21 protein-coding genes and 1 other RNA gene are annotated in these 22,107 nt (G+C 54.9%); 5 read left to right on the forward strand and 17 right to left on the reverse strand.

Annotation, left to right across the window (positions count from 1 at the left end; genetic code table 11):
- The first annotated feature begins 292 nt into the window (after positions 1 to 292).
- Complete coding sequence (locus J4772_RS17785; RefSeq protein ID WP_116063463.1) at positions 293 to 529, forward strand: DUF2626 family protein; 237 nt, start codon at positions 293 to 295, stop codon at positions 527 to 529.
- A gap of 84 nt (positions 530 to 613) precedes the next feature.
- Here J4772_RS17785 and J4772_RS17790 read toward each other — a convergent pair whose 3' ends face one another.
- Complete coding sequence (locus J4772_RS17790; RefSeq protein ID WP_209076458.1) at positions 614 to 1,798, reverse strand: class I SAM-dependent methyltransferase; 1,185 nt, start codon at positions 1,796 to 1,798, stop codon at positions 614 to 616.
- 78 nt (positions 1,799 to 1,876) lie between these two features.
- Between J4772_RS17790 and J4772_RS17795 the strand changes: the two genes are divergently transcribed.
- Positions 1,877 to 2,962 carry a coiled-coil domain-containing protein gene (locus J4772_RS17795; RefSeq protein ID WP_209076460.1) on the forward strand — a complete coding sequence of 362 codons (1,086 nt, stop codon included), beginning with the start codon at positions 1,877 to 1,879 and terminating at the stop codon, positions 2,960 to 2,962.
- A 6-nt stretch (positions 2,963 to 2,968) separates the two neighbouring features.
- Here the strand turns inward: J4772_RS17795 and J4772_RS17800 are convergent, their stop codons facing one another.
- Positions 2,969 to 4,288 carry an extracellular solute-binding protein gene (locus J4772_RS17800; protein ID WP_209076461.1) on the reverse strand — a complete coding sequence of 440 codons (1,320 nt, stop codon included), beginning with the start codon at positions 4,286 to 4,288 and terminating at the stop codon, positions 2,969 to 2,971.
- 170 nt (positions 4,289 to 4,458) lie between these two features.
- Complete coding sequence (locus J4772_RS17805) at positions 4,459 to 5,790, reverse strand: PhoH family protein (RefSeq protein WP_209076463.1); 1,332 nt, start codon at positions 5,788 to 5,790, stop codon at positions 4,459 to 4,461.
- A gap of 182 nt (positions 5,791 to 5,972) precedes the next feature.
- Here J4772_RS17805 and J4772_RS17810 point away from each other — a divergent pair, with 182 nt between their 5' ends.
- Positions 5,973 to 6,524, forward strand: coding sequence for a YhcN/YlaJ family sporulation lipoprotein (locus tag J4772_RS17810; RefSeq protein WP_209076466.1), 552 nt, complete (start codon positions 5,973 to 5,975; stop codon positions 6,522 to 6,524).
- Between the two features lie 206 nt (positions 6,525 to 6,730).
- Here the strand turns inward: J4772_RS17810 and J4772_RS17815 are convergent, their stop codons facing one another.
- The 6 genes from J4772_RS17815 to J4772_RS17840 form a co-directional block, all read right to left on the reverse strand.
- Complete coding sequence (locus J4772_RS17815) at positions 6,731 to 7,861, reverse strand: LCP family protein (protein ID WP_209076467.1); 1,131 nt, start codon at positions 7,859 to 7,861, stop codon at positions 6,731 to 6,733.
- A 1-nt stretch (position 7,862) separates the two neighbouring features.
- Positions 7,863 to 8,180 (reverse strand): hypothetical protein, encoded by a 318-nt coding sequence (locus J4772_RS17820; RefSeq protein ID WP_209076469.1) that lies wholly within the window; start codon positions 8,178 to 8,180, stop codon positions 7,863 to 7,865.
- 52 nt (positions 8,181 to 8,232) lie between these two features.
- Complete coding sequence (locus tag J4772_RS17825; RefSeq protein ID WP_116063470.1) at positions 8,233 to 8,535, reverse strand: YlaH-like family protein; 303 nt, start codon at positions 8,533 to 8,535, stop codon at positions 8,233 to 8,235.
- A 34-nt stretch (positions 8,536 to 8,569) separates the two neighbouring features.
- Positions 8,570 to 10,411 (reverse strand): translational GTPase TypA, encoded by a 1,842-nt coding sequence (typA, locus tag J4772_RS17830; protein ID WP_116063471.1) that lies wholly within the window; start codon positions 10,409 to 10,411, stop codon positions 8,570 to 8,572.
- Positions 10,412 to 10,643: 232 nt separating this feature from the next.
- Positions 10,644 to 11,126, reverse strand: a complete 483-nt coding sequence (locus tag J4772_RS17835; protein WP_116063472.1) for a hypothetical protein — start codon at positions 11,124 to 11,126, stop codon at positions 10,644 to 10,646.
- 141 nt (positions 11,127 to 11,267) lie between these two features.
- The gene (locus J4772_RS17840) at positions 11,268 to 11,942 is read right to left on the reverse strand and encodes a TerC family protein (protein ID WP_247741133.1); all 675 of its coding nucleotides are present in this window, start codon (positions 11,940 to 11,942) and stop codon (positions 11,268 to 11,270) included.
- Positions 11,943 to 12,064: 122 nt separating this feature from the next.
- On the opposite strand from J4772_RS17840, the gene J4772_RS17845 reads away from it, so the two are divergent.
- Positions 12,065 to 12,814 (forward strand): TerC family protein, encoded by a 750-nt coding sequence (locus J4772_RS17845; RefSeq protein WP_181917945.1) that lies wholly within the window; start codon positions 12,065 to 12,067, stop codon positions 12,812 to 12,814.
- A gap of 27 nt (positions 12,815 to 12,841) precedes the next feature.
- Here the strand turns inward: J4772_RS17845 and thiI are convergent, their stop codons facing one another.
- From thiI to J4772_RS17870, 5 genes are all read right to left on the reverse strand, one after another.
- Entirely contained in the window at positions 12,842 to 14,074 is a 1,233-nt protein-coding gene (thiI, locus tag J4772_RS17850; protein WP_209076471.1) for a tRNA uracil 4-sulfurtransferase ThiI, read from the reverse strand.
- Positions 14,071 to 15,252, reverse strand: coding sequence for a cysteine desulfurase family protein (locus J4772_RS17855; RefSeq protein WP_209076473.1), 1,182 nt, complete (start codon positions 15,250 to 15,252; stop codon positions 14,071 to 14,073). The genes thiI and J4772_RS17855 overlap by 4 nt, the downstream gene beginning before the upstream one ends.
- 77 nt (positions 15,253 to 15,329) lie before the next feature.
- The gene (locus J4772_RS17860) at positions 15,330 to 16,013 is read right to left on the reverse strand and encodes a lytic transglycosylase domain-containing protein (protein ID WP_371822873.1); all 684 of its coding nucleotides are present in this window, start codon (positions 16,011 to 16,013) and stop codon (positions 15,330 to 15,332) included.
- A 113-nt stretch (positions 16,014 to 16,126) separates the two neighbouring features.
- Positions 16,127 to 16,333, reverse strand: coding sequence for a DUF1540 domain-containing protein (locus J4772_RS17865; RefSeq protein ID WP_116063475.1), 207 nt, complete (start codon positions 16,331 to 16,333; stop codon positions 16,127 to 16,129).
- An 80-nt stretch (positions 16,334 to 16,413) separates the two neighbouring features.
- Positions 16,414 to 16,914, reverse strand: coding sequence for a YpuI family protein (locus tag J4772_RS17870; protein ID WP_116063476.1), 501 nt, complete (start codon positions 16,912 to 16,914; stop codon positions 16,414 to 16,416).
- A gap of 168 nt (positions 16,915 to 17,082) precedes the next feature.
- Here J4772_RS17870 and J4772_RS17875 point away from each other — a divergent pair, with 168 nt between their 5' ends.
- The gene (locus J4772_RS17875) at positions 17,083 to 18,969 is read left to right on the forward strand and encodes a S8 family peptidase (protein WP_209076475.1); all 1,887 of its coding nucleotides are present in this window, start codon (positions 17,083 to 17,085) and stop codon (positions 18,967 to 18,969) included.
- 217 nt (positions 18,970 to 19,186) lie between these two features.
- Here J4772_RS17875 and rnpB read toward each other — a convergent pair.
- From rnpB to J4772_RS17890, 3 genes are all read right to left on the reverse strand, one after another.
- Positions 19,187 to 19,600, reverse strand: an RNA gene (rnpB, locus tag J4772_RS17880) — RNase P RNA component class A.
- A gap of 612 nt (positions 19,601 to 20,212) precedes the next feature.
- Positions 20,213 to 21,328, reverse strand: a complete 1,116-nt coding sequence (locus J4772_RS17885; protein WP_209076477.1) for a Nif3-like dinuclear metal center hexameric protein — start codon at positions 21,326 to 21,328, stop codon at positions 20,213 to 20,215.
- Positions 21,295 to 22,104, reverse strand: a complete 810-nt coding sequence (locus tag J4772_RS17890) for a tRNA (adenine(22)-N(1))-methyltransferase (protein WP_209076478.1) — start codon at positions 22,102 to 22,104, stop codon at positions 21,295 to 21,297. Before J4772_RS17890 ends, J4772_RS17885 begins: the two co-directional genes overlap by 34 nt.
- Positions 22,105 to 22,107: the final 3 nt, after the last annotated feature.

The raw sequence follows: 22,107 nt of genomic DNA on the forward strand, positions 1-22,107 counted from the left end.
CCTTAAGCATCGCATATATTTTGCCGCTTTCTTCATTTCTATGCCCGTAGTAGAATTCATAGAATCTATCGGATACTCCTATTTATATCCACTTTTTCTGTCACTATACCTTGCAAAAACGCAAAAGAGAGCCGTTGCGAAGCTGCGCATAACCTTAGTTAAACCGGGGAACGTTAAGGGAACGCTGAAAAGTTTGCCGATTCGTCACGACTTGTTGGGTTTACACGCCTATGCGAAGCCGTTATAATATGCTTTAGAAATCGTCTTTGCGCGTATGAGAGGGGTATTCACAATGGCACGAATGTTTAGGGTCCTCGGTTTCTGGACGCTGGCGATTGCCCTGATGGCGTTTGCGGGAGACATGTATGAGTTCGCCCTGCTGTTCTTTATCCAAACGGCCGTCTTCTTTCTGATCGGCTATTTGAACTTTACCGAGCGGACGTATCTTCTCGTATTCTGGGGCTACATGGTTCTGGCTTTTCTCGGATTCACCTATTGGTCCGTCTTCGAGATGGGCATTCCCGTGTAAGCTGCGAAGCCGGATACATACCGAACATCGAGTGACAACAGTAAAAACGCCTTCAGCGTCCAGGATGCTGAAGGCGTTTTTCCGTCATTTGGATGGCTTTGCGAATATTTGCACCTTGAAAAGCTCGCTCATCCCATCCGACAGCAGCAGCTGTCGAATCGCGCGGTTACGGCGTACAATCGGATGAAACGGATCGGAATAGCTGTGCGCGATCAAACGCTCCATAATGCCCGCCTCGACGAGAAACCGCTTTTGCGTGCCGTACCAAATTTCCTTCGCCCCATGTCGTTCCATGCTACGGCGAATATGACTGAAATTCACATGCGCGGTGATATCCTGCTGTCCCGGCCAAGCATACGGATCGTTATTCGCCCTATGCTCCCGATAGCAGAGCAGCGTTCCGTCCATCCGGTGCGTTCCGGTCAACTCCGTCGTTTCATCGCCGTAGTCGATAAAAACAAACAGAGCTCGCTTGAACCGTGCTGCAACCGCAGTCGCCCAGTCGGCGCCGTCGAGATTAATCTCGATGGTCTGATTCTCGCGCAGCTCGACGCCTTCCTCGCGAAGCCATTCGATCAACCGAGTATCGGTAGGCTCCATGAGGCAAGGAATAAATCGGCCATCCTCGGCGCATGCAACTGCCCATTCGTGCAGCTCTCCGTCCTTCATGACGAGCCGATGGACGGGAAAAGCATCGAGCAATTCGTTGGCGACGACGATGACCGGCCTGTCGGACGGCACGAACCGCTGCCACTCCGATTCGTCCGTTACGCGCGCACGTCCTTCGCGGACATAAGACTCCAGCTCCCGCTGAGCCTCGCTCCGATGTGACGGATTCCCATCGATAACGGTCACCGAGAACGACAGAGCTTGTTCCAATACCAAGGAGGAGTCGGTTTCCGCAGACGTCCACGTATCCATAAGCTGTCGGCTAAGCCGGCCTGTGCCGCCTCCCCAATCGAGCACCTCTATCGTTTCCCCCGTTCCGAAATGGGCAAAGGCGACTTCCCGCAGCCAGCGAGCCAGACTGTCCCCCATCGCGTCTCCGATATAGGCGCTCGTATAGAAATCTCCTTCCCTTCCCACTTTCGAGGAACCGGAGCGATAATAGCCAAAATCGGGATGATAGAGACAAAGCGACATATAATGGTGAAAGGGAATGGCGGACAACTCCGCTCCGTCGGCACCGATTCCCCTCTTCCCTCCCGCTGCGATGCTCTCTGCGATCGCGGCGTGCAAGGAAGGATGCCGAGCTTGGGCCATATCCATTCTATCCGCACCTTTTCCAAGTGGTATTGAAAGTTTATAATAGCATAGAATCGGACGCCGCAGGAAAGGAGTGACCCGATGCGCCGAATGTTGACGTTAGCTCTCGCGCTTTCGATGTTTCTGCTGAGCGTCTCCAGAGGAGGAGCCTTGCTCCCCGTTAACGCCGAGCCTTACCCCGAGGAAACGAGAAAACTGCTGGAAAAAAGCTTGTCGGTCGTCGAGCTGAACCGCGAAATCGAGAGAATCTCCGGATTGAAGAGTCAAACGCAGTCCGACATCGAACAAAGCGAGCGCCAGCTCGCCGAACGTGAAATCGCCATCGCCGTCCAGCGCGAGAAGGCCGGGCGGGTTCTGCGCTCCTACTATGTGGGCTACAAGGATTTCTGGCTGTCCGCGCTGCTCAACGCCAACTCTCTTCCGAAGCTGATCCGCGTCTGGGATACGATGGACCTTATTATGCAATCGGACTATCGGACGATGAAAGCCTATTCGGAACAATATCGCGAGCTCAAAGTCGGATACGAACGTCTGCAGAAGAACAAGGACGACTTGGTCTCCGTCGAGTCGCAATTGATCGCTCAGCGAGATCGCATTCAATCGCTGCGCGGCGATCTCGATCGCGAACTGGCGTCCAGCGGAGACGAGCAATTGATTCGACGACTGATGGAAGAGCTTCAGGCCTATTGGAAAAACGTTGGGCTATACGAGGTTAAGCAGCATTTCAAAGCGCTCGCGAGCGCGATGACCCAGCTTCCCGACTACGTCAAGGACACGCCCGGCATTCTCCAGACGAGCGGTCTGAAGGCGAAGCTGACTTTGTCCGACCAGCAGCTGAACGAATTTCTACGCTCGCAGGACAGCCGCTTCGACGACTTTGCGTTCCGCTTCGACAACGGCCTACTGACGATGGAAGGCGACAATGGCCGTCTACAGGTAACCATTCAAGGCCGCTATACGATTGAGGAGGAACCGGAGAACGCGATCCGTTTCCATGTCGATTCGCTCATTTTCAACGGACTGGCTCTCCCCGACACGACAAGAGCCGAGTTGGAAAGAGAATTCGATCTCGGCTTCTATCCGCAGAAGCTCGTCAAATACGTCAAAGCCCGCAGCGTAGAGATGGAAGACGGGCTACTAACCGTAGAGCTCGGAATAGGAGGCTGACTTCGCTCAGCCTTCCGTCTCCCTTCTCCACTCTTCCATCCAGCCTTCCAAACCCAATTCGCCTCCGGAGAATCTGCTCCACAGATCTCTGAACCGCTCCAGCGTCTCGACCGTTTCCGGACCGTACAATAGCGGAGCTTTGTTCGGGAAGGCCTGTCCCTTGCGTCCCGGAAGCAGATCGGACAGTCTCCTGTCAGCGTCGTAAAGCGATCTGATCACCGGCAGCTTGTCCAGCTCCTCCATACGCAGCATTTGAGACTGCTCCCCCGTCATATCCGCGATCCAGACGTTGGCCGCTGCTTCCGCCTCCGTCCGCGACGAAATCACAAAGCTGCTGCCGCGAGGCCACACGTAGGGCAAATTCCAGAAGTGGTGATCGATCGCCGCACGAAACTTCCCGTCCGCTCCGTTCGAATCGTGTCGAGCAACGAACTCCTTCGCCTCCGAATACGGCATGACGGCCGCCAGCGTATTTCCGTCGCGAAGCGCCGCAATCGCTTCGCGGAAATCCCGTCCGAACCGGACGTTCTCTCTCCTCTCTTCCAGCAATCCCATCGCTTCTCCGCGCGCAGTTCCCGTCCACGCTCCGGCTCCCTGCTCCCATAGCTCGTCGCTCCTTAACTGCGCATAGCTTTCCAGCCAGGCGAGCAGCGCCAGCGGATCCTCTCCGTCGATCGCCAGCCAGTAAGCGTAAGCCGCTTTTTCCTGCTCTTCTTCTCTCTGTCCCGCTGCCGCGCTCGCTTCCGCCGCCGCCGTCCACTGTTCTTCCGACAAGGGAAAGTCGGCTTCGGCTCCAAGCCAGGCATGGAGAAGATCCAGGTTCCAGACGAGCACGTAAGGGTCCATATCTCGCGGTACGCCCCACAAATACTCGTTCCATCTAAGCGAACCGGACAACGCCTCGAACTGTTCCCCCAACGCCTTGGCATCAACGGGAAGCAGATAGCCGGACGAAGCGAACTCTGCGACCCATTCGTTAAGAAACAGCATAACGTCCGCGGCCTCCTCCAGCTCGGAGGATCGCCAGTAAGCCTCGTAAGCCCTCTCGGGAGAGATTCGGCGCAATTCGACCTCAATATCAGGATGCCTGAACGTAAAATCGTCGTTCAGATTGGTTAAAGCGCGAAACTCCTGTTCCTCCAGAGCAACCTCAATCGTCAGCTTTGAAGCCTCTTTCGCTTCCTCCGGCTCCTGGACTACCTTTACTTCGCTTGGCTGAACGACTGCCGGAACCGAGGACGGCGAAGGAGCGTCCGCCCACGGCGATAGCAATACGACCATAGTGCCAAGCACCAGGAATACAAGAGCAAGCCTCCAACGCGCCACAGTCTCACCTTATTTCGTCGTATCGTTAACATCGGTTTTAACATCGCTGCTTTAATGATAACAGGACATATCCGACCTGTCTCCCTTTTTTGGAAAGCGCTTTAAGAGGTCATTCAAAAAGCGTAAAAAGACTGCTCCCGAGCATACGCCGGGAACAGTCTCTTCGATTTTCACAGCTTTTCGGCAGCCAGTTGAGCGAGCCGGGAACGTTCCCCCTTCTCCAGCGTGACGTGTCCGCTGATTCCTTCCTCCTTGAAGCGCTCTACGAGATACGTCAATCCGTTGCTCTGCGAATCCAAATAGGGATGATCGATCTGCTCTGGATCGCCGAGCAGCACGATTTTGCTGTTTTCTCCGACGCGAGATACGATCGTTTTGACTTCGTGCTTGCTCAGGTTTTGCGCCTCGTCGATAATAATGAATTGCCCGGGGATCGAGCGGCCCCGGATGTACGTAAGCGCCTCGACTTGAATGCTTCCCATGCCCATCAGAATTTTATCGAGATCTCCCGCCTTCTTCGTGTCGAACAAAAACTCGAGATTGTCGTAGATCGGCTGCATCCAGGGTCGCAGCTTCTCCTCCTTCTCTCCCGGCAAATAGCCGATATCCTTGCCCATTGGCACGACCGGACGCGCGATCAGCAGCTTCTTGAACTTGTGCTCGTCTTCCACCTTCAACAGCCCTGCCGCCAGCGTTAGAAGCGTCTTCCCCGTCCCTGCGCGGCCCGTCAGCGTAACGAGCGGAATGTCGTCGCTGAGCAGCAGCTCCAGAGCCATCCGCTGCTGCGCGTTGCGGGCCGTGATGCCCCAGATCGGATCGTTGCTCATATGAAGCGGCTCCAACCGCAAGCCATCCGAGGTCACCTTAAGCAGCGCCGATTTCGATGTTCCGAATTCATCGCGTAAAATGACAAATTCGTTCGGGTTCAGCTTTGTCTTAAGTCCCAGCGGTTTAATGCTTAAGGAGCGCGTTGAATAAAATTCATCGATGACCGACGGGTGCACTTCAAGCGTAAGATGGCCCGTATACTGGTCTGAATCTACGGCGATCCGGTCTGACAAATAATCCTGCGCGACGATTCCCAGCACATCCGCCTTGACTCGCACGAGCACGTCTTTGCTGACTAGAATGACGGGGCGCGGCTCTTCCTCCTCCTGCTCCTCCATATGATAATTCAACGCCACCGCGAGAATCCGGTTATCGTTCGTCATCTCGCCGAACAATTCCTGAACCTTCACGAACCGGCGATGATTCATTTCCACTTTCAGCAGGCCGCCGCCCGGCAGCCGAACCCCTGCGTGCAGCGGTCCTTGCGCTCTCATGGCGTCAAGCTCCCGCGAAATATTTCGGGCGTTGCGCCCGATTTCGTCCGCCAGCCTTTTCTTCGAATCAATTTCTTCAAGAACGACGGAGGGAATAATGACTTCATTATCGTCAAAAGCATATAGAGAGAGCGGATCATGCAGCAGCACGTTCGTATCCAACACATAAATTTTTCTCATGGGCGTCCCCTCCCGATTCGCGCTTATTATTATTTCCTATCCAATTTATATAGATTTCTTTTTCTTAAACGGTTCCTTACATAGCAATCGAACGACAGGGAACAATACGACGAGCAAGCATTTTCCTGCGATCGGCCGCTTGACCGATCCGGGCATCCCTCCAAATAGGGCGGTGAACAGCTATGAAATGGAATAGATCAATCGTTTGGGCGATTGCGGCGCTGCTGGCGGCCTTGCTTACGCTCGGCTCAGCAGGCTGCGGAACCAAGTCGGCGCGTCCCGAAGCCGCACCCCGCGCTCAGGCGCTTAACGAGACGGCCAACGAATTATCGCGCAATCCGCAGCAAGTTGCGGCCCATCTTGAATCGCTCGCCCGCGGCATCGAAGGCGTTCAGAACGCCAACTGCGTCGTCTTCGGCAAATACGCCATCGTCGGGATCGATGTCGACGAGAAAATGGAACGCACGCAGGTCGGAACGATCAAGTATGCGGTAGCCGAAGCTTTCCGCAAAGATCCTTACGGCATTGACGCGCTTGTCACGGCCGACATCGACATGGGACAGCGATTGCGAGAAATTCGTGCGGACATTCGCAACGGCCGGCCGATTTCCGGATTCACGGATGAGCTTGCCGATATCGTCGGAAGGCTCGTTCCGCAAATTCCGCGCAACATCGTTCCTCCAAGAGAGCCTGAAAATTACGGGACTCACCCGGCCGAGAATCTTCAACGATGACAAAAAAGCCCAGTGAACGTCACTGGGCTTTTCTTCATAGCTGCTAACGCACGGGCTAGCCGTGCGCTCGCAAGGTGTTGTTGAACGATCCGATCGGTTAAGGAAGTAGGTCTCGCATAGATCACCCGCAGCCCCCCAAACGGTTGTGCTACCTCCATTATATCATAAATCCGCGCATTTCCAATGGGATTTCGTCAGGGCGACGTCTATTCCTCCGCTTTTCCCGGCGACTCGGAAGCTTTCGCGAATCCCGCCCGACCGCCTTGGTCCAGCTCTTCCATCAATGCCCGCTTCGCTTCCGCAAGCCTGCTCTCGTCCAAATAAACGTAGGGGCTTCTCCAAGTGCCGGTCAGCGGAATAAAACGAATGTTCGAACGACTGATGCCGAAATAGGTGGCGATGATGTTCTCGATCTGCGCCGCGGGAATATCGGTTCGCAAATTGTTGCCGACGGCATCCAGCAAATCGTCGGCCTTCGTGAGGCCCCCGAGCGACTTCATGCGATCGGCGATCGCGCCCAGCACCTGATTTTGCCGTTCGTTGCGCTGGAAGTCGCTCGACTGCGCAGTCGGCTTAAAGCCCTTGTTCGTATTCGACTGCCGATAACGAACAAAGCCCAGCGCCTGCTCCCCGTCAAGCTTTTGCTCGCCCTTCGTCAGGTTGATGTCCGTTCCGTCCACCGAATCGACGTAGCGCATGTTCTGATCGACGTTTACCGTAATGCCTCCGAGCGCATCCACAACGTCGACGAAGCCTTGAAAATCGATAACCGCCGTGTAATCGACCGGAATATCGAAAAACCTCGACAGCAGCAGCTTGGTCTCGTCCTTCGCATAAGCCGACAGCTTTTCCTTTTCCAGCTTCTCGGTATTTTTGCCGTACATATAGAACGCCGCATAATAACCGTTTGCCTTGTGCCGCTTGTATCCGTCTACGTTCAAATCGCTGTCCCGCGGAATCGAGACGACGGTCGCCGTCTTCGTCAGCGGATTAAATGTCGCAACCATCATAACGTCGGTGTTCATGCTGCCTGTCTCGCTGCGCGTATCGAGTCCTAGCAGTACGAGGGAGATCGGCTTAACCTGCGCCCTTTCCTCCTTCGGAATCGACACGACCGGCTTTCCGTCCTCTTCCTGTTTGGCGATTTTGGCCAAATTCGGCTTATAAGACCCAAAATATAAAAAAGCGGCATAACCCGCAAGCAGCACAATTACGAGACTCAGTACAATAAAAATAAATCTGCCCCAGCGGAAGCCGCCTCCGGACTTCTTCTTCGGTGCTTTAGGGGCGGGAGTGCGCCTGCTCGAACGCGAAGGCAAAGATGTGTTCTGGCTCAAGCTAATCCTCCTCGTCGTCCTCTAGGTTGGAATCCGCTCCGCAGCTCGAGGCTCCTCCGAACATGTCCCGGTTCAATTGTTCCACGGATTCTCGGTCGAACCAGACCGTACGAGAGGACACGTTATCCGCTCCTCCGGTATAGGTTATGTACACTTTGCCTTCGTCGATCGAGCTGACATCGAACGACGTCAACCGGTGATCCTCCGACAAAATTTGCGCAAAAAAAGCAAGCGTATCCTTGGCGGCATCGTCCTCGGGGCGTTCCGAGACAATCCACTTCATTTGCAGCCAATAAAATAAAGCGTCCATCAAAGACACGGCGGTTTCCCCTCTCCTGTGCAGCTACCCCGGATAAACAGACAGCCGCGGACTAGCCTGCCCGCGGCGCCTCTCCATTCTTGTTCTTGCGGTAATTTTTACGCTTGTCGTACATCTGGCGCAGTCGCAGCAGCATCATCATGCCGACCGCGACGGCCATGCACTGAATGATCGGCAGCTTGTCCAACTGAAGCAGAAGCAGCACTAGACAACCGATCGCCAGCACGATATGAACGAGGATTTCCTTCAGAATCGGGAGCTTCCCGACTCTGAAGACGGTATTGAAAATATAGATCGTACAGGCGACGATAAGAAAGTAAGAAATAATCGGGTGATCGTGAAACCACGTTTGCATGGATAACATCCCCCTTGCGTTGCGTTTGCGGCGATTACACGCCTGCCTCGGCCATGCGACGATGCTTCTCGGCTCTGTCCCGCTCGCTCTTGTTTAGAACCTTCTTGCGGAGACGAATGCTCTTCGGCGTAATCTCGCACAGCTCGTCGTCGTTCAAATATTCCAGCGCTTCTTCAAGAGACATCAGGCGTGGCGATTTCAGCTTAACCGTATCTTCCTTGTTGGCCGTGCGGATATTGTTGACCGCCTTCTCCTTACAGATGTTGACGATAATATCGTTATCGCGGGTATGCTCGCCTACGATCATGCCCTCGTATACATCCTCGCCCGGCTCCAGGAACAGAATGCCGCGGTCTTCGACGGATAACATACCGTACATGGTCGATTTGCCCGTCTCGCTGGCGATCAGAACGCCTTGATGTCTGCCGCCGACTTGGCCGCCGACCATCGGACCGTAGCTGTCGAACGCATGGTTCATCACACCGTAGCCGCGAGTCAGCGTCAGGAAGTTCGTGCGGTAGCCGATCAATCCGCGCGCAGGGATGAGGAACTCCAGACGCACTTGGCCGTTGCCGTTGTTGATCATGTTGACCATTTCCGCTTTGCGCGTTCCGAGACTTTCCATAACCGCTCCCATGCTTTCTTCGGGAACGTCGATAAGCAACCGCTCGATCGGCTCGCTCTTCACGCCGTCGATCATCTTCAAAATAACTTCCGGCTTGGACACTTGCAGCTCGAAGCCTTCGCGGCGCATGTTCTCGATCAGAATGCCGAGATGCAGCTCGCCGCGTCCGCTGACGACAAACGAGTCCGGACTGTCCGTCTCGTCGACTTTTAAGCTGACGTCCGTCTCGATTTCCTTAAACAGACGCTCGCGCAGCTTCCGGGAAGTCACCCACTTGCCTTCGCGTCCGACGAATGGGCTGTTGTTGACGAGGAACGTCATCTGCAGCGTAGGCTCGTCGATAGCAAGCACAGGCAGCGCCTCGGGCTGGCTAGGATCGGCGATCGTCTCGCCGATATTGATCTCTTTCAGACCGGCGATAGCGACGATGTCGCCCGCTGCCGCCTCTTCCACTTCGATCCGCTTGAGACCTTGGAAGCCGAACAACTTCTCGATACGGGCCTGCTTAACCGCGCCTTCGCGATCGATGACCGCTACGACTTGGCCTTGGCGAATGAGTCCGCGGTTAACCCGCCCGATAGCGATCCGACCCAAATATTCGTTGTAATCGAGCAGCGTCACGAGAAATTGCAGCGGCTCATCCGGATTTTCTTTCGGAGACGGAATGTGATCCAATATCATCTCGTAAAGAGGCTCCATCGTCTGCTGCAGGCTGTCCGGCGTATTGCCGGCGATGCCGTTCAAGCCCGACGCGTACACGACAGGGAAGTCCAATTGCTCGTCGGAAGCTTCCAGTTCGATAAACAGCTCCAGCACTTCATCGATAACCTCCGAAGGCCGAGCGGCCGGACGGTCGATCTTATTCAGTACGACGACAGGGGTCAAACCTTGCTGCAGCGCTTTGCGCAGAACAAACTTCGTCTGCGGCATGCAGCCTTCGAACGCGTCGACGACAAGCAATACGCCGTCAACCATCTTCATAATTCGTTCGACTTCGCCGCCAAAATCGGCGTGTCCAGGCGTATCCACGATATTGATCAACGTGTCTTTATAGTTAACCGCCGTGTTTTTGGCCAAAATCGTAATTCCGCGTTCGCGCTCGATATCGTTGGAATCCATCGCGCGCTCTTGAAGCTGCTCGTTCTCGCGGAAAGTGCCGGATTGACGCAGCAATTGGTCTACCAGCGTTGTTTTGCCATGATCGACGTGGGCGATAATGGCGATGTTGCGAATTTTGTCTCTTGAATGCATAGTTCCACTCCTTGTTGTCTCTGTTTGACTCTTCAAGTCCCCAGAGGGCTTGGCTTCCGAGGTACTCCTTATCACAAACAAAACGTCGACACATGGCCGACGTCAATAACCATTCCGGTACGATTGACGCAGTGTCGGCTAGAAGCCCACTGGTCCTCATCCCTTATATTATACGCTACGTTCACCAAAAAGCCAAACTATTTCTTGCAGCCTCGCAAATAAAAGCCTTTCGTCACCACATTTTGGGACGACGCACGACGAGCCACGCTCCAACGCCGATCAAAGCGAGTGCAATGAGATAAATTCCCCATGTCCAAAGCAATGACATCACGAAGAACAGCAACGACAAGCCGGCCAGTCCGATGGAAGCAAGCCATAGCTGCTTGGAACGATCGTAGCCGAAAATGTAATATTCATACAGCCCTACTGCGATCGCCAGCGGAAACATCGGCCATAAATATTTCATCCGCCACCATCCAAACCAGTTGCCGATCATAAACGCGATGGATACGACGGTAAGAATGCCCGCCGGGATTAGCGCGATCGAAGGCACGATCCGGCCGAAATAGAGAACGTGAAGCAATACGCCCGGAATCAGCACGAACAACGGCCAGAATACAGAGCCGATAAACGCGAACACACCTAATTTTCCCAGCAAAATGATTAACCCAACAGCCACGACTCCGATTCCGACTGCTGCGGACTGTCTGTTCACGGTAGCTCCCCCACTTCATTCTCTGCAGCTCGCATTCCGGATTACGGAGATGACGGCTTTTTCTTTTAGTTTAATGGAAGTCGGGGAAAAAAACTAGTTTATGAAAGCAAAATTTTCCCTAAAGATTCGGTACATCCGCCGCTAGCTCGTCTGCTGCGCCCGCTTTCGCATGAACAGGGCAAGAATGAGCAGCGAAGCAACCGCCATTAGCGGTATTAGCTTATCCGAATCGGCAGGAAGCAAATGCCGATAAGGATGCCACCCCGGATCCCCCATTGCCATCTCCGCCGCGGTGTAGCCGAGCAGCCCGCCTCCCAAATAAACCAAGCCGGGCAGTTTGTCCAACAAACGCATAATAAACGAGCTGCCCCAGATAATAATCGGGATACTCATCACGATGCCGATAATGAGCAGCGCTGTATCTCCGTCGGCGACGGCGGCGACGGCCAGCACGTTGTCCAAGCTCATGACAAAATCGGCCACCACGATCGTCCATACGGCTCCCGCAAGCGAGTTGGCAGCCTGCGTATGAGCGGATTTGTCTTTATTGTCCATGAGCAATTGATAGGCGATCATAAGCAGCAGCGCAGCCCCGACCGTCCGCAGAAACGGGACATTGAGAAGCGCAATGGCGCCAAGAGTCAACACGCAGCGCAGAAAAATTGCGGCAGCGGCTCCCCACCATACGGCGCGACGTCTCTGCTCGGGCGGCAGCCTGCGCCCCGCCATGGCGATGACAATGGCGTTATCGCCGCTCAGCAGCAGATTGATCATCACAATTTCTAGAAATACGAGCGCGGATTCCATCATATTCATCCGGTATACCCCCTCTTGCCCAATTTATGTACAAGCCGAGAGGGTTAGAATTGTAATTTTTTTGAATCGATGTCGCCGAAGCTTCGTATAACTGCTTGAAATCGCAAGGGAGGGAGTCGATCATGGTCATTTTCGGATGGGATGTACTGAGCCTGGAGTTCTGGTCTCTCCTGCTGACGATCGTATTCATCGATCTGCTGCTTGCCGGAGACAACGCCATCGTGATCGGATTAGCGGCCAGAAGCCTGCCGAAGGATAAGCAGAAGCTGGCCGTCGTCTGGGGAATGCTCGGAGCCGTATTGATTCGTATCGCAGCCACCTTGCTTGTCGTAAGTTTGTTGAAAATCCCGTATCTCCTCGCCGCAGGCGGCGCACTGCTGCTATGGATCGCTTATAAACTGCTTGTGCAGGAAGATTCGCATCAGGAGGTCAAAGCCGGAACGACGCTGTGGGCGGCGGTACGCACGATTGTGATCGCGGATGCGGCGATGGGACTGGACAACGTCATCGCCGTCGCCGGCGCGGCGCATGGTGACTTTCTCCTCGTCGTGCTCGGGCTGCTGATCAGCATCCCGATCGTCGTATGGGGAAGCACGCTGTTCATTAAGCTGATCGACAAATTCCCCTGGATTATCTATCTGGGCTCCGGCGTGCTCGCTTATACGGCGTCCAAGATGATTGCGCACGAGACTCGCTTTGCGGTCTTTTTCGAACGCAATCCTGTGATCTACTGGGCATTCGTTTCCGTATTGATCGCGCTCGTTCTATGCGCCGGCTGGTGGACGAATTCGGTTAAAGCCCGCCGGAACGAACGGCGAGACGACAAACGCAAGCCCGTATTCGTTGCCAAAAAAAGCCGGGAATCGCATTAATCGCGATTCTCGGCTTTTTGAACATCATTAAAACCAGGCATCCTCTTTGCGCTCCTGCGCCTGGGCGGAGGCCTCGGTGTCCGCTCCATTTTTCAAAATGACGACCTCCGTGCCCTGGACGGCTTCGTCGATCAGTCGCTCGAGCTCGCTGCCCATCATCGCTTCGACTTTCTCGACGATATTCAGATTCGGATTGATCGCGGGAGATTTCGGCACGAATAGCGTGCAGCAGTCTTCAAAAGGAAGAATCGACGTTTCGAAGGTGTCGATTTGCGCGGCATGCTCGATAATGTCCTGCTTGTCCATCATCACGAGCGGCCGCAGCAGCGGCAGCGAGCAAGCCCGGCCAATGACGTTCATGCTGCCGAGCGTTTGACTAGCTACTTGCCCGAGACTGTCGCCCGTCACGATGGCCAGCGCATCGTTCTGCTCCGCAAGTCGTTCGGCGATCCGCAGCATGCTTCGGCGCATCAAGGTAATGATCAGACTATCGTGGCCGGATTTCGCCAACTTGGTCTGAACCTCGGTGAACGGCACAAGATGCAGCTTGATTTTCCCGCCGTAATACGCCAATCTTTGGGCCAACGTCACCACTTTGTCCTTGGCCTGCTCGCTCGTGAACGGATAGCTGTGGAAATGGACCGCCTCGATTTTGAGTCCCTTGCGCATCGCCATCCAGCCGGCCACGGGACTGTCGATGCCTCCGGACAGCAGCAGCATCGCTTTGCCGTTCATACCGAGCGGGAAACCGCCCGCCCCTTTCACAACTTCGCAGTAAATGTAAGCCATGTCCTTCTGGATATCGACCTTCAGTTCGATCTCGGGGCGGCGGACGTCGACTTTTAACCCCGGCGTATTGCGCAATACATGGGAGCCCACAAGGTGGTTCATTTCGATGGAATTGTGAGGATATTGCTTCCAGCCTCGATTGACCGATACTTTGAACGTTTGCGGAGAAACGCTTAAATGGCGGATCAATTGCAGCGAGTTGTCGCGAATCTCTTCCAGATCGAGCCCGGATCCGATAACCGGACTAAAGCTCATGATGCCGAAAATATCCTTCAGTCGTTCCGCAACCCGCTCGTAGCTCTCTCCGTTCAAATGAATATAGACCCTTGCGTAGCTTCTGACGAATTCGAGCTTGTCGAACGACTTTAGCGCCATTCTGATTTGCGTCAGCAGCATCGTCTCGAATCGATTGCGATTGCGCCCCTTAATGACAATTTCCCCGAATCGCACCAACACCAGTTCGTAGTTCATTTACCTATCCTCTCCAGCGACTTCAAACCGGCCACGACCGATTTCAGCTTTGCGCCAAATACTTCGATATCTTTTATCGTATGCTCGTCCCCGAAGCTGATCCTTATGCTCCCCGACGCACGGCCCGCATCGTGTCCCAACGCCAGCAGCACGCGGCTCGGCTTCAGGCTCTTGGAGGAGCATGCCGATTGAGTCGAGACGTACACCCCTTCGCGTTCAAGCATATGGATGACCACCTCCGGTCGCATCCCCGGATAAGACAAATTCACTACATGCGGAGCTGTCCTAGCCTCCGCAGCCGAGTTGAGCTCGGACACCCCGTTCACATGAAGCTCGGGGATATCGGAGACGATGTCCAGCAGCCTTCTTCGCAACCCGTACATCGTCGCGCGCCGCATTTCCAGCTTTTCCATCGTCAACCGCAACGCCTGGGACATCGCGACGATTGCCGGTACGTTGAGCGTTCCCGAGCGCATGCCGCGTTCCTGATGGCCTCCGCTCAGCAAAGGAGCGAGTTCGATCCCCTCTCGAACCAGCAAGAACCCTGTGCCTTTGGGGCCGCCGAACTTGTGAGCCGAGCCCGTATACAGATCAACGCCTGAGCCTTCCCAACGGAACGGCAATTTGCCGATCGCCTGCACGCCGTCCACATGAAACCGGACGTGCGGATAGTCGCGCAGAAGACGGCCGATTTCTTCGACCGGTTGAATCGTCCCCGTTTCGTTATTCACATGCATGACGCTAACGATCGCGGTCTCTTTCCGGATAGCCGCGACGATATCTCTGGGATCGACTTGGCCGGAGGAGTCGACGGGAAGCACCGTCAATTCGACCGCGCCTTCGGCTTCCAGTTGCTTGGCGCACTCGTATACCGAAGCGTGTTCAATCGAGGAGACGATGATATGCTTAGCCGATCTGGCCGTTCTGCCCAGCAGCCCTTTAATCGCCAAATTGTTGCTTTCCGTTCCGCCCGAAGTAAACAGCACCTCCGACGGCTTTGCCCCCATTTTATCAGCCACGCCCGCTCGCGCTCTATCCACTAGCCTCATCGCGTCGACGCCCGATTGATGCAGGGAGGACGGATTCGCGTAATGCAGCTTCATTAGCTCGCTCATCGTGTCGATCACCATCTGCGGCATGGGAGAGGAAGCGCAGTGATCGAAGTAATAAGTATTCATAAGTATTCTCCATTCGGAAAGTTAAAAAGACGGGCAACGGCCGCAGCCGTCCCGTCTCGCTCCATCAAGCCGCCGTTCTAGACACTCCACTGGGCGGTTGCGTTCAACACCTTGCGGATATAGCCCTGCGTCTCCTCAGGCAGCAAATGCAGATTCGCTTCGACATCCCGATCGTTCTCCAGACCCAGTCTGTCTACGCGCCCCGGCCCCGCGTTATACGCGGCCAGCGCCGTAGCGACATTGCCGTCGTATTTCCGCAGCAGGTAGGACAGGAACCTCGTTCCACCGTCCACATTTTGTGCCGGATCGAACGAATCGGTTACGCCAAGCCCTCTTGCCGTATCGTCCATTAATTGCATGAGCCCTTTGGCTCCGGCCGACGATACGGCGCTCGGATTAAAAGAAGATTCCGATTGGATCACTCCTTTAATCAAAGCCGGACTCACGCCATATTTCTGTCCGGCGGCGACGATCAACTCGTCGAATGCAGAAGTCGAGCCTTCAACGTTCGCGAGCGCACCGCCCCAATATACCGGGTAAGCCGATAAAGCGGATGAAGAATCAAGTCGATTGAGGATCGAAGAATCGGAAGGGTCGCTCTGCAACGAGCTTGCCGAATATTGATTGAGCAGCAGATCGAATACGCCCGGGCTTTGTTCCGTATCGCCCTTGGCGGATTTGCCAACAAACGGATTGATTTCCGTAGTCCATTGCGTCAGCAGCATTTGCTTGAGCAGGCGAGGATCCGTCGTTATGTTCAAGTCGGTTAGCTCCCGGTAGTCAATTTTTGTATTCAGATGTTGATATTGTACAACAATCCCGGGTGTACGACCAGTCCCTGTCCGACGGAGGCCCATGCTGCTCAAGACCTATTTTACGACTTCGGTTTGAACGTCAGACAGCAGGTGACAGATGAATCCTCCGCTTGATCGCGATGGCCCTCGAATTCGTCGGCAAACTCCTCGTTCCAGCGGCGATCGGAATGTGCGTCCACCTCGATCTTAATTTCGCTGGCTCCGCAAGCGTTGCCTTCTTTCCAGAATGAACAATTGCTAACGCTGCAGGCTACGTCTTTCGGCATAAATAATCACCCCCAAGTCTATTGTTCGCCCGCGGAGGCGGGGTATACAGACAAGGGGGCGGGGGTTGCAGCCAAAATTGTTATTTCAATTGTCCTTGCATCCGGCGATTCGTCAAATAATCGCTTTCGTAATAAGACAGATCGTCGCGAAGCTCCTCGTAAACCCGGGAGATCGACAAAATGATGTCTCGCGCGGCGCGAACCGGCTTCGTCCGAAAGCGAATCGCATCCTGTCCCGTATAAGCGTAACGGCCGTCTTCGGAATAGCATTCGTTTTTCGGATAAAAAAACGAATTAACGCCGTTATGATAAACCTCGTACAAAGCCCGTTCGGCCAAGTCGTTGTCGAGGTTGGGTCTTCTCAGCACGGCTCCAAGCTTCTCGTATGCGACTTCGGAGAAGACGAGCAGGTGACGCAAATCCGATAACATGCCGGAATAAAAAGCAACGCTGTCCGGATCGTCCTTCTGGGCAAGCTGGTCGAGCGCATGATGATTCAAAAACTGCTCGATCGGATCGATGGCTTCTTTGAGCTTTTCCCGACTGGACTCGGCAAGCGCTTTAAGATTGGTGGATGGCATGGATAGATCCCCTTTCCATTTGAGCGAAAAACCTTCATTATCGTACCATAAATCCGCAGCGAAAGGTACTGGCAGAAGGCAAAATAAGCCGTATATTTTTGGCGCTATCCCTTCATCCTAACAAGCATAACCGGCTCCTTCGTTTGGAGCCTAAAGGAGAGGTGCGCCATGCGCCGTTATGCTTGGGCCGGCATCGCGTTCGGCATCGCTGCAGTTCTGCTCGCGATCCCGCTGTTGCCGTCCTTCACTCATCGCGGAAGCCGCGATTCCGCGCCGCCTCCGAGCGCGCTTCCTCCCGCTCGGGCGGAAGCATCCTATAAACTGCAGACGATGAAAAACGATATGGAAGCGACCGAACGGCTTGCGCGAGCGCAGGTCGCCAAAGATTTCCGCGTTTTTCTGACGCAGTCCCGCCTGGGGTCGCCTTCGAACAACCAGAGCGAGTTGAGCGCTTTTCTGCAAAAACATCCCGAAATCGTATATGCCGAATGGAAACATCGCGGCGGCGCGGCGAAGGCGGGCAAGCTAAAGGCCGGCGAGATCAAAGAAGCTTCCTCCTATTTGGCCCAAGCACGAGCGGCCGTTCGCAAATCGAGAAGCTTCTCTTCGCCGGTTTTTCAGGCCAAGGAAAAAAGCTATTTCGCGATAGGCGAGCATTCGGAGAAAAACAGCATCGTAGCCGTCGTCTCGGCGGAAGTAATCCAAGCGGTCGAGCGGCATCAACGCCGCAACCTTCGGCTTATCCCGTATCCTCCGGAAGGACGCTATCGTATCGAATCGGTCGTCCCCGGTACGAATGCGGAGACAACTGTACGCAACGGAGAAGACAACGGGAACGCCAGCCATTTCTCCATAGACGAAGTCGTCGTCAAATTCAGTAAGCCGCTGACGGAGAAGCAGTTGCTGCAGCTGCGCAAGGAGCTCGATCTGACTGTCGTTAAGCAGACAAGGAGCATCTATGTATTCCGTTCCAAAAAGCATGACACCGGCGAACTGAAAGCTTATTTCAAGCGCGAATGGAATCCTGTATTTGTCGAGCCGCATTATTTGTATTTGACCAACGAGGTTCATACGAGGGGAGCGACTGTCAAGACTGCGGAGGATAATGCCGGGGAAGAGGCGTTGATCCCCAACGATACGCTGTACTCGGAATACCAATGGAATTTGCCCGAAATCGCCACGGAGGCGGGCTGGAAACTAGCCAAGGGCAATCCGGATATCGTCGTTGCGGTGCTGGATACCGGGGTCCAGGCCGACCATCCCGACTTGAAGGGGCGAATAGTAAAAGGCGTCAATATCGTCGACCCTTCCGCCGATCCCAACGATGATGTCGGGCATGGCACACACGTAGCGGGCATTATCGCGGCTGAAGTCAACAATAACGAAGGTGTAGCCGGGATGACCTGGTATACGAAAATCATGCCAGTCAAAGTGCTGGACGATACCGGCGCTGGCTCTACGTATTCCGTCGCGGAAGGAATCATTTGGGCAACGGACAACGGAGCGCATGTCATCAATATGAGCTTGGGCAACTATGCCCAGGCAGAATTTCTGCATGACGCGATTAAGTATGCCCATGACAAAGGCGTCGTGCTTGTGGCCGCTAGCGGCAACGATAATACGGATCGGCCCGGCTTCCCTGCGGCCTATCCCGAAGTACTCGCCGTAGCCGCAACCGATCCCGACGAAAGCCGGGCCGAATATTCCAACTACGGCGACTACATTGATGTTGCGGCTCCCGGCTCCTCCATTCCGAGCACCTATCCCGGAAGCCGCTACGCAGCTCTGTCCGGCACATCGATGGCGTCCCCTCATGTGGCCGCGCTCGTCTCGCTCGTCCGTTCGGCCAATCCCGACATGAGCAATGAAGAAGTGATGGAGTTGATTCGCAAAACGGCCAAGGATTTGGGGCCGGCAGGCAGGGACATCGAATTTGGTTTCGGTCAGATCGACGTTGTGGCCGCCCTGCAATCCGCGCAGGGCTTCGAGGGCTCGCTGCAGCTCTTCCCTTCGCGAGTTCGCGAAAAACTGGAGCGATTAAACGGATTGAAGTGAAGCAAGACGGACTTGCCATAATTCTGTACCGCTCTAGTCAAATTTTTGGCACGGGAGTGGGCGCAACCGATAAGCGCGCGTGACGGTACTATTGGTGAAACTTCGCGGTCAGGCGGGGCTGCCGATGCGGAATTTTGAAACATAATGTGTGAAACAAAAAAAGGCGGTGCAGGACTTCAAAAGCCCTGTCTCGCCTTTTTATTTGGCTTATTTGCAGCCGGAAAGCTTGCCGTAAGCCGGGTTCTGTACTTCTCGTGGTCAGAACGGATCGCGCAAAGGCGATCCTCCCACGGATTGAAGCGACAATCATCTTTCTAGGCCGCACATTGCTGTACGGCTCAAGCGACCAACCCGAACGCACCCCGGGCAAGGGCTGGGGCGCTAAGCCCCCGCGTTCTCCTCGGTCTTGCTCCAGATGGGGTTTACCAGGGACAAAGTCGCCAGTGTCCCTCGTGGTCTCTTACACCACGGTTCCATCCTTGCCTGATCTGCCTAAGCAGCCATCGGCGGTCCATTTCTGTGGCACTATCCTTCAGCTCGCGCTGACTGGACGTTATCCAGCATCCTGCCCTGTGGAGCCCGGACTTTCCTCTCGCGGCGCGAAGCCGCCAGCGATTGTCTGTCAACCTTTCCGGCATGTAACCTAGAGTATAACGCGAATCGACCGCTGTCGCAAGGGAAATGATTGGCTTGCGTTGGTCCGCCAAAAAATTACTTGGAGGGACATCGCCCAACATCTGCCGAGATTAAGAGAATGAATGGCACCAGCGGATCATGATAACGTCCTGAATTATGCCAGTTGTCACCTTAGCTGAGCTCTTCCTAATGACGCCATGCCATATAAGCCCATCAACAACGAATATTCCCTCACGAACATGTAATAATTTTCCCAAAGTTGTGAGCGTCGAGGTCCGTTATATTTGCGCCAGTTGGACGAAAAGCGATAAAGTGGAAAAACCGCCTTAAATTCAGGGAAATGGTCATTTTGAAAAAAATAGAGCGGATTCCCCGTCTTAAAATTCGGAAAAAGCTAATTTTCCGAATTTAAAGCGGGAGATCCGCTTTATTTGCCCCGATTTGGCCCCGCAGCTGGAAATAAAGCGAAAAAACCGCTTTATAGAAAAAACGTGGAATCAAGTGGACTGCCCCCGCTTCGAACATGCAGAGAACGGCAAACAGTACGTTTTCGAGCGTTGCACGAACACAGCTAGCCGTTCTCCATTCAGCCCTCCGAGAGAACGATCTATTTGAGCCGGAAAGGCTCCGTATCCACTTGAGACGCGAACACTTCGGTAGTATAGCCCGCCTCTTTCAGTCGCTCGGACAGCCATGCCGCCACATTAGGCTTCATAATCTTCTCCGCATGATGGCCGGGATCCACGATAGCAATCCCCGCCGCCAGAGCGTCCTGCGCCGAATGGAAATCGATATCCCCGGTTACGAGCGCATCGGCGCCGGCAAAAATCGCATGGCGAATATACCTCGCTCCCGAGCCGCCGAGCACGGCCACCTTGCGAATCGGCTTCGCCCCGTCGCCGACGACGCGAACGAACGGTACGTCCAGCGCCCGCTTCACGCGCTCGGCGAACTGATCCAGCGGCTCCGCCTCGGACAGCTTGCCGACTCTGCCGAGGCCAAACGAGCGGCCCTTCAGATCGCTGCTGTACAGATCGTAGGCAACCTCCTCGTACGGATGAGCCTTCAACATCGCCGCTACGACTTTTTTGCGCACGCTCATCGGCACGATCGTTTCAAGCCGGATTTCCTTCGCTTCCGTCAGCTGTCCGCGCTTGCCGACAAAAGGATCGGTTCCTTCGCGGGCAAGGAACGTGCCGGTCCCTTCAATGTTGAAGCTGCAATGACTGTAGTTGCCGATCCATCCGCCGCCCGCCGCGAAAATCGCATTGCGCACCTGCTCATGATGGGTTTCCGGCACAAACACGACCAGCTTGTAAAGCCGATCCGTATGCACCTCCTCCAGCACGTCGCGCCCGTTAAGCTCCAAAGCTTCGGCCATCCAGTCGTTAATGCCGCCTTCTGTCGTATCGAGATTCGTATGCGAAATGTAGACCGCAATGTCGCTGCGCAGCAGACTGGCGGCAAGCGCTCCCGCTGGCGTATCCGTGCGGAGATGCGCAAGCGGACGGTAGATGACGGCATGGTGCGCGATAATGAGTTCGGCGCCGAGCTCCGCTGCCTCCCGTACCACCTCAGGCGTTATGTCCAGCGTCACAAGCACGCGCTTGACTTCCTTTGCGACCGTGCCGACCTGCAAACCAATTTTGTCGTCGGGAACGGCATAATGCTTGGGAGCCAGCCGCTCCATCAGTTGGACAATCGTTTCTCCGCGCGCAAACATGCAAGCACCTCCTTGATCTCCCTGACATCCTCTTCCCATTCCCGCGCCTTCTCGGCAGCTTCGGGAGCAACCGCATGGTTAAGCTGTAAAATGACTCTCTCCCGCTTGGAGATTTCCTGCTCCCACTTGCGGAAAAAGTCTTCGCCTGGGCTGCGCAGCAGAAGGGGCCCCATCTCGTACAGCAACGTCATCGAAATTCGCTCAAGCGACGGTGCTAGCAAACGTTCGTCATACAACCGAGCCTCGATTGATTGAGCTTCTTCTTGCGAGGAAACGCGCTTTGCCCGCATCAGCGTATAGATGACTCCGTCTTCTTCCAGCAGCGCTTCATCGTCCAGCGCAAACCGGTTTGCGGTCAACCAGCGTCTGACCGCGTCCTCGGCAACGTGAGGAGAGAGCACCAGCGTCTCCACGCCTTGTAGACTCTCTCCTGCCTGCTCCAAAATGCGGGCCATCAAACTGCCGCCCATGCCGGCAATCGCTACCGTATCCACTTCTCCGGGACGAAGCACGGCCATTCCGTCGCCCAAGCGAACGGAAACGACTTCCTCCAGCCCCGCTTCCGCCACCTGCCGCTTAGCCGCATTCACGGGCCCTGCGTTGATATCGCCGGCTACGGCAAACCCGATACGGCCTTCCAATGCCAAATATACCGGGAGCAGCGCGTGATCCGTCCCGATGTCGGCGAAGCGAGCACCCTGCGGCACCCGCTGCGCTAATGCAGTCAGGCGGCGGGACAGCTTTAGTTCCGCCCCTGTATCTTTAATCTCCGTCATTCT

This window comes from Cohnella sp. LGH (assembly GCF_017671885.1).
GTDB classification, from domain to species: Bacteria; Bacillota; Bacilli; order Paenibacillales; family Paenibacillaceae; genus Cohnella; species Cohnella phaseoli.